This is a genomic window from Gracilibacillus xinjiangensis, from assembly GCF_042651765.1.
Taxonomy (GTDB): domain Bacteria; phylum Bacillota; class Bacilli; order Bacillales; family Amphibacillaceae; genus Gracilibacillus; species Gracilibacillus xinjiangensis.
Genome location: NZ_JBHSDT010000004.1, coordinates 50,807 through 63,811 on the forward strand (window position 1 = coordinate 50,807; position 13,005 = coordinate 63,811).

The following is a 13,005-nucleotide window of genomic DNA, read 5'->3' on the forward strand; positions in this document are numbered from 1 at the left end:
GTATGCTTTAGTTAGGAGCTGACAGAAATGCCGTTAGAATTCTTCAAGAAACCTAAAATAGGCAGACATATTATAGGCATTTATCTATTATCCTTTATTTTGTTAGTTATGTTATTTTACTATCATTGGATTGTAGGTATTGTAATGGCCGTTTTTTATGCTGTGTCTTTGTATTACAGTATAAAAAAAGAAGAGCAAATAGTAAATCAGACAGAGGCATATATTTCCACGCTATCATACCGTGTAAAAAAGGTAGGGGAAGAAGCTTTACTGGAGATGCCTTTTGGTATTGTCCTGTATGGCGAGGATTACCAAATTGAATGGGCGAACCCATATATGAATCAGTTTACGAAAGAGGAAACGTTAGTTGGCGAGAATTTGGAGATTTTGTCCGCAGAAATTTTATCGCAAATGAAAGATGAGAGTAAAGAAAGCTTTTGGTTACACATCAATGACGCGGATTATCAAATCTATAATAAAAGAGATGAGCGATTGTTGTATTTCTTTGATCGTACAAAGCAGACAGAATTACAACAATTGTACCATCAGGAAAGAACAGTGCTTGGCATTATCTTCTTAGATAACTATGAAGAGATAACACAGAATATGGATGATACAGCTAAAAGCCAAATTAATTCACAAGTAACCTCACATTTGAACAATTGGTCAAATGTGAATGGCATCTATTTAAAAAGAATCTCTCAGGAACGATTTTTAGCTGTACTGAATCAGCAAATTCTTGAAAACTTAGAAAAAAACAAGTTTGAAATATTAGATGCTGTAAGGGAATTAATAACAGACAGTAATGTTCCGCTGACATTAAGTATTGGTATTGGACGGGGAAGTGAGACCCTGCCTGCATTAGGTGAACTGACCCAATCAAGTTTGGATCTTGCATTAGGGCGTGGCGGAGACCAAGTAGTGGTAAAAGACGACCAGTCTGGTAAAGTTCGTTTCTATGGTGGAAAAACAAATCCGATGGAGAAGCGAACAAGGGTTAGAGCAAGAGTAATTTCCCACGCACTGAAAGAGTTGGTTAAAGAAAGTGACCAAGTAATAATAATGGGGCATCGTGCACCAGATATGGACTCTCTCGGGGCGTCGATTGGTGTATTGAAAATAGCGTTAGCTAATGATGTCGAAGGGTTTGTTGTACTTGATGAGAATGATATTGATACAGGTGTACAGCGTTTAGTTGATGAGATTAAGGAAGATGAGAATTTATGGTCGCATATTATTGACCCTGAGTCTGCCTTAGATATTGTCACAAAAGATACATTACTTGTTGTGGTGGATACACATAAACCTTCGATCACAATAGAAGAGAAGTTAGTTCACAAGACAGAGCATGTTGTCGTCATTGACCATCACCGCAGGGGGGAAGAATTTATTGAGAACCCGACACTCGTATACATGGAACCATATGCTTCTTCAACAGCGGAGTTAGTAACAGAACTGCTTGAGTATCAACCAAGCAAATTAAGTCTGAATATGTTAGAATCAACAGCATTATTAGCAGGTATTATTGTTGATACAAAAAGCTTCACATTAAGAACAGGTTCGAGGACGTTTGATGCTGCCTCTTATTTACGTTCAAAAGGTGCTGACACCGTGCTCGTACAGAAATTCTTAAAAGAAGATTTGGATATTTATGTTAAACGGAGCCGCTTAATTGAGAACACGAATATATACAGGGGGAACCTGGCGATATCTGTAGGTAATTCCAGGGAAACATACGGGCCAGTCGTGATTGCTCAAGCTGCGGATACATTATTAACGATGACAGGCGTCGAGGCATCTTTCGTTATTTCGGAACGAAAAGATGGAAGAATTGGTATCAGTGCACGCTCACTTGGTAAAGTAAATGTTCAGGTAATAATGGAAAGAATGAATGGTGGCGGCCATTTAACGAATGCTGCTACCCAGCTTGATGATATGGCTGTAATTGATGCTTATGAGTGGCTTAAAGAGATAATTGATGAGTATTACGAAGGAGGAGATCAAGAATGAAAGTAATCTTAACACAAGACGTGAAAGGTAAAGGAAAAAAAGGGGAAGTAAAGAATGTTTCTGATGGGTATGCAAGAAACTTCCTTTTCAAAAATAACCTGGCAGTTGAGGCAAACCAGGCGAATATGAGTGCACTGAAGGCACAGAAAAATAAACAAGCCAAACAAGAGGAAGAAGAAGTAAATGAGGCAAGGCAATTAAAAGAGAAATTAGAAAAAATTGAAGTGAAGCTCACTGCTAAATCTGGTGATGGCGGCCGTTTATTCGGTTCCATTACAAGTAAACAAATTGCTGAGGAGTTAAAGAAAACTCACCAAATAAAAATGGACAAACGTAAAATAGAATTAGATCAGCCGATTCGTTCATTAGGGTATACAAATGTGCCAGTTAAAATTCATCCCGACGTTTCTGGGACGATTAAAGTACATGTGGTAGAAGCATAAAGAAATGGGAAGCTAAAACTTCCCATTTTTTTAACGTATTAGAGCAAATTTCCATAGCTTTTCTTTCAAGGAATTTATATAATAGTATTTTTAAGTAGGTTTATCCATTGGAGAGGTGAAATAAATGAGTGATGCATTACAAGGCCGGACACCACCGCATAATATGGAAGCAGAACAAGCAGTACTTGGTGCGATTTTTTTAGAGCCTGATGCGCTCTCAACTGCTTCCGAGATCTTATTGCCAGAGGATTTTTACCGGGCAAGCCATCAAATCATCTTCCGTGTAATGATGACATTAGCGGATAAAGGTGAACCGATTGATATAGTTACAGTAACGACAAGCTTGTCGAATAATAAACAACTTGACGATGTTGGAGGAGTTTCCTATTTAAGTGATTTAGCCAATGCCGTCCCGACAGCAGCAAACATTGAGTATTATTGCAAAATTGTTGAAGAGAAATCCATTTTACGCAGGTTAATTCGAACGGCAACAGATATAGTTACAGACAGCTTTGACAAAGAAGATGAAGTAGAAGAAGTCTTAAATGAATCAGAACGCCGTATTTTGGAAGTTTCCAACCGTAAAAACTCTTCCGCATTTAAAAATATAAAAGATGTATTAATTGATGTGTATGATAATATCGATCAATTGCACAAAAATAAAGGGGAAGTAACGGGAATTGCGACAGGATTCCGTGATTTAGACCGAATCACATCAGGGTTTCAGCGTAATGATTTAATTATTGTTGCTGCGAGACCGTCTGTTGGGAAAACAGCCTTCGCTCTTAATATTGCCCAAAACGTTGCCATTCGAACAGATGAAAATGTTGCCATCTTCAGTTTAGAGATGGGAGCAGATCAGTTAGTATCACGTATGCTTTGTGCGGAAGGTAATATTGATGCCCAAAGATTGAGAACAGGTGCATTAGAAGAAGAGGATTGGCGTAAACTATCTCTTGCAATGGGAAGTCTATCGAATGCAGGTATATTCATTGATGATACACCAGGTATCCGTGTCAGTGAAATCCGTTCCAAATGCAGAAGGTTGAAGCAAGAGCATGGTCTTGGCATGATCTTAATTGACTATTTACAGCTTATCCAAGGTAGTGTCAATTCAAAGGAAAACCGCCAGCAAGAGGTATCAGAAATCTCCCGTTCCTTAAAGGGGTTAGCAAGAGAGCTCAATGTACCACTTATTGCACTATCTCAGCTATCTCGGGGGGTAGAATCCAGACAGGACAAACGGCCAATGATGTCTGATTTGCGTGAGTCTGGGAGTATCGAGCAAGATGCCGATATTGTCGGGTTCTTATACAGAGATGACTATTATGATAAAGAATCAGAAAAACAGAATATCATTGAAATCATTCTTGCAAAACAACGTAATGGCCCTGTTGGCACAGTAGAACTTGCTTTTGTAAAGGAATATAACAAGTTCGTGGATTTAGACCATCGTTATCAGGATAGCGATATACCACCAGCATAAGACCAGTGTAGTTTTTTTACACGGTCTTTTTTTTACGAACAATAACAGGAAAAGAGAAAAAAATGTTCGTAAATAAAATTGACATAGCTCGTCTTGATTGATAAAATTGTTAACGTATTAATAAAATGATTAGGCGGAGGTGCCGTATATGTCTTCAGTAGTCGTAGTGGGAACACAATGGGGAGACGAAGGTAAAGGAAAGATTACAGATTTTCTTTCACAAAATGCGGAAGTTGTAGCAAGATACCAAGGTGGAAATAACGCAGGTCATACAATTAAGTTTGATGGAATTACATATAAATTGCACTTGATTCCTTCAGGGATCTTCTTTGATGATAAAATTTGTGTCTTAGGTAATGGAATGGTTATCGACCCTAAAGCACTTGTAGAGGAACTAGCTTATTTACATGATAAAGATGTGAGCACAGATAATTTACGTATCAGTAATCGTGCCCATGTTATCCTGCCTTATCACTTAAAATTGGACGCACTTCAAGAAGATGAAAAAGGTATTAATAAAATTGGAACAACACGTAAAGGAATCGGTCCTGCTTATATGGATAAAGCGGCACGTGTTGGAATTCGAATAGCTGATCTATTAGACAAAGAAGCATTTAGAGAAAAGCTAGAGATCAATTTAAAAGACAAAAATCGTCTGTTTGAAAAAGTATATGAAACAGAATTAATGCAGATTGAAGATGTTTTGGAAGAATATTATGAATATGGTCAACAGATTAAAAAGTATGTTGTTGATACATCCGTTGTATTAAATGACGCCCTAGATGACGGCCGCCGTGTTTTATTTGAAGGGGCACAAGGGGTTATGTTAGATATTGACCAGGGGACATATCCATTTGTTACATCTTCCAACCCGATCGCAGGTGGTGTAACTATTGGTTCCGGTGTTGGCCCATCAAAAATCAACCATGTTGTTGGTGTATCAAAAGCATATACGACACGTGTTGGTGATGGACCATTCCCAACAGAGTTAAAGAATGAAACAGGTGACCGCATACGTGAAGTGGGTAATGAGTATGGGACAACTACAGGCCGCCCTCGCCGTGTAGGCTGGTTTGATAGTGTTGTTGTAAGACATGCCCGTCGTGTTAGTGGAATTACGGACCTTTCTCTAAATTCGATTGATGTGCTTACTGGCATTGAAACATTAAAGATTTGTACGGCTTATAAGTATAAAGGGGAGATTATGGAAGAGTTCCCTGCTAGCTTGAAGATCTTGGCAGAATGTGAACCAGTATATGAAGAGCTGCCTGGCTGGACAGAAGATATTACAGGTGTGAAAAACCTTCATGAACTGCCGGAAAATGCGCGTCACTATTTAGAACGCGTATCCCAATTAACAGGTATTCCGTTATCGATCTTTTCTGTCGGACCAGATCGTTCACAAACAAATGTAGTGAGAAGTGTATATAGTTAAAGTGCAGTGAAAAGGTACAATCAAAAACTGGTTGTACCTTATTTTTATTCAAACAAATCAGATTGCTGCCAATAGCCTCTGCGCTTTCTCCATATATCATTTTAAATTTCCTCCACCTTCTATAAGCAAGCTAACACGTTTTCCCTAATAACAACATTTTCCTGCAATAAATAACATTTATTTTGTTAATTATTGGGAGTTATTATACAGTTATGTTACATTACTGCTTAATCTCTTTCCAGGCAATATTGTTATATGTTAACTTATTAAAGGTGATTCATTTGAATTAGAGATATTAATGGATCATTTTAGGGAAATAGGAGGATATGCACAATGCGAGAAAGCAAATTCCATAATGTAAAAAAAGTATTTAGAAACACGGTTATAGCTAGTTTAATAGGATTCGGTATTTCTGCACCGACTATCTTTGCTGAGGAAACAGAACTATTAGAAATCTATCATGTTTATGTAGATGGACAACATATCGGTGTAGTAGATGATCAGCAATCCATAGCTAACTTTGTTGAACAGAAGATTGAAAAATTAAAAGAACAAACACAACATGATGAATTCACATATACGATTGATGAGAACATTACATATGTTCCGGAAACTGTTTTTACCGTACAAACGACGGAAAATGAGGTAATCAATTATTTAGACGAAGAATTAACAGTCAAAGTGGAGGCAATTTCACTAACTGTTGGCGGACAAGCAGTTGGATATTTTGCTAACGAAAAGGAAGCAGAACAGGTTATCCAAACATATAAAGAAAAGTTCGTCAGTGCAGAAGAACTCCAGAAGCTGGAAAACAGCTCAGAAACAGTTTCATTGTCTGTTGGAGAATCTCGTATTACGAATGTGAGCTTGTCTGCAGATGTGTCCATGAAAGAAGAGAAAGTTTTAGCATCTAATGTGCTGACTGTTGAAGAGGGTTTGACTTTATTAGAGAACGGCACATTGGAAAATAAGAAGTATACTGTAGCAGAAGGCGATGTATTGGGTTCCATTGCATCCAAACATAATTTAACACTGGATCAATTACTTGAGCTCAACCCTGGTTTAACAGAAGACTCTTTGATTCAAATTGGTGATGAATTAAATGTTACTGTATTAAAACCATTTGTAGAAGTTATTATTACAGAGGAACAAAAAGTGGAAGAAACCATTGCATTTGAAACAGAAATTGAAGAATCAGAGACAATGTACAAAGGTGACGAAGAAGTAAAGCAGGAAGGCTCCAATGGTTCGAAAGAGATCAAATATCAGGTTCAAAAAATAAATGGAAGAACAGCTACAAAAGAAGTTGTGGAAGAAACCGTAACAGAAGAACCTGTTAATGAAGTGATTGTTAAAGGAACGAAAGTAGTCCCATCAAGAGGATCGGGACAATTCCACTGGCCAGCTGTTGGTGGTTATGTTTCCAGCCATATGGGTGAGCGATGGGGCTCTTACCATAAAGGGATGGATATTGCCGGTGTCAGCAATCGTTCCATCTTAGCAGCTGATAATGGAACAGTGGTCTCAGCAGGATGGGATAGTGGCGGTTATGGCAACAAAGTAGTCATAGATCATAACAATGGATACCAGACCGTTTATGCTCATTTGTCATCAATCAGTGTATCTGCCGGGCAAACTGTTGAGAAGGGCAGTACACTTGGAGTAATGGGTTCAACCGGTAATTCTACAGGTATCCACCTGCATTTTGAAGTTCGCAAAAATGGTTCATTAGTAAATCCCGCTAGTCTTTTCTAGATTTTATTTACCCTAAAATGATAATTTTAAACCCTTGTTACAAGAGTAGCGAGGGTTTTTCGTTTTCACTCTGAGTATATCTATCATTTGGAGTAAATAATTGTTGCTAAACTGGTATTCCTCAAGGATTAAATGGTGATGGAAAGACATTTGGGCAGATTTCGGGTAAAATAGATAATTAGGAAAAGATAAATCCTATTAAATTTTTTTAAAAAAGGACGTGCTTTTATGAGTCAAAAAATTCTAGTTGTGGATGATGAAAAGCCGATTGCCGATATATTAAAATTCAACTTAGAAAAAGAAGGTTATGAAGTCATATGCGCATATGATGGTGATCAAGCAATAGAATATGCACTAAATGAGGATCCCGACTTAATCTTATTAGATATCATGTTGCCTAATAAAGACGGGAATGAAGTGTGCCGTGAGGTAAGAAAGACACATAGTATGCCAATTATTATGTTAACAGCTAAAGATTCTGAAATAGACAAAGTACTGGGACTTGAATTAGGTGCAGATGATTATGTAACAAAACCTTTTAGCAATCGTGAACTTATTGCAAGGGTAAAGGCGAATCTGCGCAGAAAGAATCAAGAACCTGATCAGCAGAAACGTGATACAAATGACATAACAATTGGTTCTTTAATGATTCACCCAGATGCATACACAGTAACGAGAGATGGTAATTATATAGAATTAACTCATCGCGAGTTTGAGTTATTACATTATTTAGCTCGACATATTGGACAAGTGATGACAAGAGAGCATCTTTTAGAGACGGTATGGGGATATGATTATTATGGAGATGTCCGGACAGTAGATGTTACGGTAAGACGTTTACGTGAGAAGATTGAGGATAACCCTAGTAATCCTTTATGGATTGTAACAAGAAGAGGTGTCGGCTATTATTTGCGAAATCCTGAACAGGAGTAATGGTTTATGAATAGAGTAGGTTTCTTCCAATCGATCCGATTGAAAATTATAATTGTCTTGACACTTTTTTTGTTATTAGCGGTTCAAGTAATTGGGGCGTATTTTGTCAACAAGTTAGAGAATAGCTTACATGAGAATTTTGAAGAAAATCTTCAAGACCGTATTCAAATACTCGTTGCTAATTTAGAAGAAGTCTTCACAAAAGATAGATCTGAAAATGAAGAGGGCCCTACCCTGCAGGAAGAAGTTAGAGATATTATCGATCGTTATTCTACGGATATTTTTACAGACTTACAAGTAATCGACTCCCAATTACGTGTCGTTGGAGCAAATGGAAGAATGGACCGAATTGGCAAAAGAATTACAGGTGAAAGTGAAATCGGTGTAGCTCTGCAATTTAACCAGGAAGATAAAAAGTTATTCCGTAATGAATATAATAATGATCGGACATTGAGACGTATTGTGCCAATTGTTGATGGCCAAAATGACAGCCCTGTTGGTGTGTTGCAGGTGGATGCAAATATTGAAGAAATATATGGACTGCTCGAGGATGTCACACGAATTTTCCTCAATGCGACAATATTAGCGATTGTTATATCCATTGTGTTAGGTATTCTTGTTGCACGGTCAATTACAAAACCTATAACCGAAATGCGTAAACAAGCAATGATTATGGCACGAGGGGATTTTTCAAAAAAGGTAAATGTGTATGGAACAGATGAGATTGGCCAATTAGCCATCACTTTCAATGATATGAATGATCGTTTAAAACTTGCTAACCAAACGACAGAGGAAGAAAGACGTAAACTCAGTTCTGTCCTTTCCAACATGTCAGATGGTGTGATTGCAACGGATGAGCATGGGAGAATCACATTAATTAATGGCCCAGCTTCGAATTTAATTGGAATTACTCGAGAAGAAGCAAAAGGCCAAAAAATCGTCGAGGTGCTCCAATTAGAGGACAAAGTTATTGATGTGAAAGAGTTGGAGGAGACAGGCTCACTCACGATTGATTTCAGTACAGAAGAGGAACTGTTTCTTGTCAAAGCAAGCTTCTCTATTGTTCAAGATGAAGCAGAGACATTCACTGGTTTAATTACTGTTATTAGTGATGTAACAGAACAAGAGAAAGTGGAAAGAGAAAGACGTGAATTCGTTTCGAATGTTTCTCATGAGCTAAGAACACCGCTGACAACGATGAGAAGTTATATTGAAGCATTAACAGATGGTGCATGGGAAGATAAAGAACTGGCACCACGATTTCTGGAAGTGACACAAAACGAAACAGAACGGATGATACGTTTAGTCAATGACTTGCTGCAGTTATCAAAAATGGACCATAAAGAGAATGCAATGAAAAAAGTTAAAACAGATCTGGTGCCATTAGTTCATAGTATCTTAGATAGATTTGATATGAATAAAACAGAATTAATCGGTATAGAAAGAAAAATACCGGATGAGAAGATAGATGTCTGGATTGATAAAGATAAAATCACCCAAGTCATTGATAATATTATGTCCAATGCAATTAAGTATTCACCAGAGGGTGGCAAAATTACCTTTCAGCTTATTCGAGAGCGAAAGCGAATTAAAATCAGTATTAAAGATCAGGGATTAGGAATTGCACGGGAAAAGGTGGAAAAAATCTTTGAACGTTTTTATCGTGTGGATAAAGCAAGATCACGTGAATTAGGTGGTACAGGTTTAGGACTTGCCATTTCCAAAGAGATTATTGAAGGACATCATGGCCATATTTGGGCATCCAGTAAAGAAGGGCAAGGAACAACTATCTACTTTACACTACCACTAATGAATTTTAAGCGAGGTGGTAGAAGATGAAATTTGAATTAGTGAAAACAATCATACTCTATTTTCTTATTGGCTTAAGCTTACTATTAACATTTGCTATATGGAATTATGACCGTGCTTATGAAGTAGCGAGAGAAGACGATCAAACAACAGATGCAGAGTTAGCGGGTGTGGAAGAAAATAAGAAAAATCTGATTGAGCCATATCAAATCCTTTTTCATACAAATGGAACAACAACAGGTTTTCAAGAGAAAGAAAAGGAATTGGATATTTTTGATGAAGTATCAGAAAAAGTTCATTTTTATGATTTTAGTATGTTAGAAGAAAATGAGGATGAAATAGATGAGTCTGTTGATTATGTGGAAATAGTGTTTCCCACTTCAATGCCAACAGCCTATATCCGTGAGATTTTCTCATCTGATGAGCAGATTTTTATTGATTCTCAATTTAAAAGTGTGAAACTATTCCTTGATGAAAACAGGACGGCTAATCAAGTAATTTTTGATAATAGTGACCCATATGGAATTGATATCCGAGCAAATATCCAAAACATTCCTACAGTAATTGATTATTTCGAAAAGGTTCAAAAGGAAGAGAACTTTATCACATATCAGCCTGTGGAAGTCCGTAATGACCGATTAGTTTATATTCCATCAGAGTCGAATATTAAGGGGAAAAAGTTCGGTTATACCAGTATGAGTCCAGATTCAGAGACATATCAAAGTATATTCTTTCAAAACCCTCAGGATGTGAAGAGCTCACCGAATCCTGAAGGTGGTACAACTTATTCTGATGGGACAAGACAAATGTTCGTTAAAGGATACTTTATGGAGTACACAGACTTCTCCACTGATGATATTTCACAAACGAATCAGTCAGAAGGTATGGCTTCCCAAGTGAGAGGGGATCAATTGCTTACTCTCTCAATTGAGCACATTAACTCACATAACGGGTGGTTAACACAAGAGCAAAAAGGGATTAAGTATCGGTTATATAATGTAAATACCTCTTTACAGGAAATTGAATATCGTATGATCTATAATAACTATCCCATCTTCTCATTGAATACACAAGGAGATATCTCTACGATGTATCTGGAGTTTCGTAATGACAGTCTATTCAGGTATACAAGACCGCTAATGATCCTGACACAGTCGTATGATCGAGCAGATACGAGATTAATGAGTGGAGAGGAATTGGTTGAGTTCCTGGAAAATAGCGGGGAATATACAACAGATCGAATTTTTGATATTCAATTAGGTTATCGTATAGAACAGCAAGCAGAGCAAGTATTTGATCTCATTCCGACATGGTGTATTCAAACATACAATGGCTGGGAAATTATCACGAAGGAAATGACTGAAAATCAAGGAGGGCATACAAATGCAATGGGGACAAATTAAGACACTGTTCATTTTATGCTTTCTGGTGCTTGACATTTTCTTATTGCAACAGTTTATTAATAACCAGGAGACAGTGTCCGTCTTACCTGAAACAACGTTTGAAGACAATATACAAGGAAATATTGAAGGATTAGATGATATCCCGGATGAGCCAGCTGAAGCCTCAAGGCTCTATGCACAGCGCAAGGAGTTATCAGAGGAAGACATTGGTGCCCTAAAGGATTTTACGAACCAAGACATTGCTGTTATTGATGATCATTTGATTGTCTCAAGATTTAATGACCCAGTTGCTTTCGATATTGATGAAGATGGCGAGAATATAATTGATAATATATGGAATGACGAGAGTTATGATTTAGATGATTATATATTGGATGAGAAAACAAACACCTATATATTTTTCCAAAAGATGGAGGATCCAATATTCTATAATTTGAGTGGTACACTAATGATCCATGTTAATGAAGATGGGGATATGACTTATTATGTTCAAACAATTTTAGAAGAAGCGGATGAACCGCGTGAAGAGGAATATGGTTTAGCCAATCCGATGAAGGTAATCTCCGATTTATACAGACGTGGGAGTATCGAGTCAGGTTCCACTATATCTAGAATGGAATTTGGTTATCACAACTTATTGCCATTACCAAATGGTGTACAAGTATTAACTCCAACATGGGGTTTGGAAGTAAATGAATCAGATTACTACTATGCAAATGCGGTGGAAGGGCATATTTCCACCAGAGATGAACATGAATTTGTTTTAGAAATGAAACAGGATATTCAGGAATACGCCTTAAATGATATGGATCTTATTCAATCGTTAGATTCAGATTGGGAACAAACAGATCTTGTTCAATTTTTGAATCAATTGCTAGAGAATATAGAGTTAACAGATGGAGTGAACGGGGAATGACTTTGCAATTTAGTGTTTTAGCATCAGGCAGTACGGGGAATGCTTTTTATATAGGAACAGACAAGGAAAAAATATTAGTGGATGCAGGTCTGAGCGGTAAAGAATTGACAAGGCTTTTTGAACAAGTACAAGTAGATCCTAACGAGCTTTCGAAAATATTAGTAACACATGAACATAGTGACCATATTAAAGGTCTAGGTATTTTTGCACGAAAATATAATTTACCTATCTATGCAAATGAGAGAACATGGAAGTCGATGGAGCATGCACTTGGTAAGCTGACAGTAGACCAGAAGTTTTTATTTAATATGGAAGAAACCAAAACATTTGGTGATATGGATGTAGAGTCATTTGCGGTATCACATGATGCAGCAGATCCTATGTTTTATGTGTTTCACCATAATGGAAAGAAAGTCGCACTTGTTACAGACTTAGGCTATGTATCAGAGAGAATTAAGAAGACGGTTGAAGGCGCGGATGTACTCATATTTGAAGCCAACCATGATGTCGAAATGCTTCGTATGGGCCGGTATCCATGGAGTGTAAAACGGAGAATTCTAGGAGATACTGGTCATGTCTCTAACGAGGATTGTGCTCTTGCGCTCAAAGATATTATAAAAGACAATACAAAGCGTATCTATTTAGCCCATTTAAGTAAAGATAATAATATGAAAGAATTAGCAAGAATGTCCGTAGAACACGGGTTAACAGATTACGGCTTCTCTGTTGGTAATCATGTGACATTGCATGATACCGACCCGAAAATACCAACACCATTATATGAGGTAGGTTAAGAGGAAGTAATCATAGGTAGG

The 13,005-nt window shown here is 37.3% G+C and carries 10 protein-coding genes; all 10 read left to right on the forward strand.

From position 1 onward, the window contains the following. Window positions 1-27 precede the first annotated feature (27 nt). The 10 genes from ACFOY7_RS04615 to ACFOY7_RS04660 all read left to right on the forward strand — a co-directional run bounded on the left by ACFOY7_RS04615 (window position 28) and on the right by ACFOY7_RS04660 (window position 12,984). Complete coding sequence (locus tag ACFOY7_RS04615) at window positions 28-2,010, forward strand: DHH family phosphoesterase (RefSeq protein ID WP_390249861.1); 1,983 nt, start codon at window positions 28-30, stop codon at window positions 2,008-2,010. Then, window positions 2,007-2,453 carry a 50S ribosomal protein L9 gene (gene rplI, locus ACFOY7_RS04620; protein ID WP_390249863.1) on the forward strand — a complete coding sequence of 149 codons (447 nt, stop codon included), beginning with the start codon at window positions 2,007-2,009 and terminating at the stop codon, window positions 2,451-2,453. The genes ACFOY7_RS04615 and rplI overlap by 4 nt, the downstream gene beginning before the upstream one ends. Window positions 2,454-2,577: 124 nt before the next feature. Further along, window positions 2,578-3,939: a replicative DNA helicase gene (gene dnaB, locus ACFOY7_RS04625; RefSeq protein WP_390249865.1), complete on the forward strand. Its 1,362-nt coding sequence runs from the start codon at window positions 2,578-2,580 to the stop codon at window positions 3,937-3,939. A gap of 148 nt (window positions 3,940-4,087) precedes the next feature. Then, window positions 4,088-5,374: an adenylosuccinate synthase gene (locus tag ACFOY7_RS04630; RefSeq protein ID WP_390249868.1), complete on the forward strand. Its 1,287-nt coding sequence runs from the start codon at window positions 4,088-4,090 to the stop codon at window positions 5,372-5,374. A 333-nt stretch (window positions 5,375-5,707) separates the two neighbouring features. Further along, window positions 5,708-7,129, forward strand: a complete 1,422-nt coding sequence (locus ACFOY7_RS04635; RefSeq protein ID WP_390249870.1) for a peptidoglycan DD-metalloendopeptidase family protein — start codon at window positions 5,708-5,710, stop codon at window positions 7,127-7,129. Between the two features lie 228 nt (window positions 7,130-7,357). Further along, complete coding sequence (gene yycF, locus ACFOY7_RS04640) at window positions 7,358-8,062, forward strand: response regulator YycF (RefSeq protein ID WP_390249872.1); 705 nt, start codon at window positions 7,358-7,360, stop codon at window positions 8,060-8,062. A gap of 6 nt (window positions 8,063-8,068) precedes the next feature. Beyond that, complete coding sequence (gene walK, locus ACFOY7_RS04645) at window positions 8,069-9,901, forward strand: cell wall metabolism sensor histidine kinase WalK (protein ID WP_390249874.1); 1,833 nt, start codon at window positions 8,069-8,071, stop codon at window positions 9,899-9,901. After that, window positions 9,898-11,274 carry a YycH family regulatory protein gene (locus ACFOY7_RS04650; protein ID WP_390249876.1) on the forward strand — a complete coding sequence of 459 codons (1,377 nt, stop codon included), beginning with the start codon at window positions 9,898-9,900 and terminating at the stop codon, window positions 11,272-11,274. The genes walK and ACFOY7_RS04650 overlap by 4 nt, the downstream gene beginning before the upstream one ends. Then, window positions 11,255-12,190 (forward strand): two-component system regulatory protein YycI, encoded by a 936-nt coding sequence (locus ACFOY7_RS04655; protein WP_390249878.1) that lies wholly within the window; start codon window positions 11,255-11,257, stop codon window positions 12,188-12,190. The genes ACFOY7_RS04650 and ACFOY7_RS04655 overlap by 20 nt, the downstream gene beginning before the upstream one ends. Beyond that, a complete protein-coding gene (locus ACFOY7_RS04660; RefSeq protein ID WP_390249880.1) occupies window positions 12,187-12,984 on the forward strand; it encodes an MBL fold metallo-hydrolase in 798 nt (265 codons plus the stop codon). Before ACFOY7_RS04655 ends, ACFOY7_RS04660 begins: the two co-directional genes overlap by 4 nt. The last annotated feature ends 21 nt before the right edge of the window (window positions 12,985-13,005 follow it).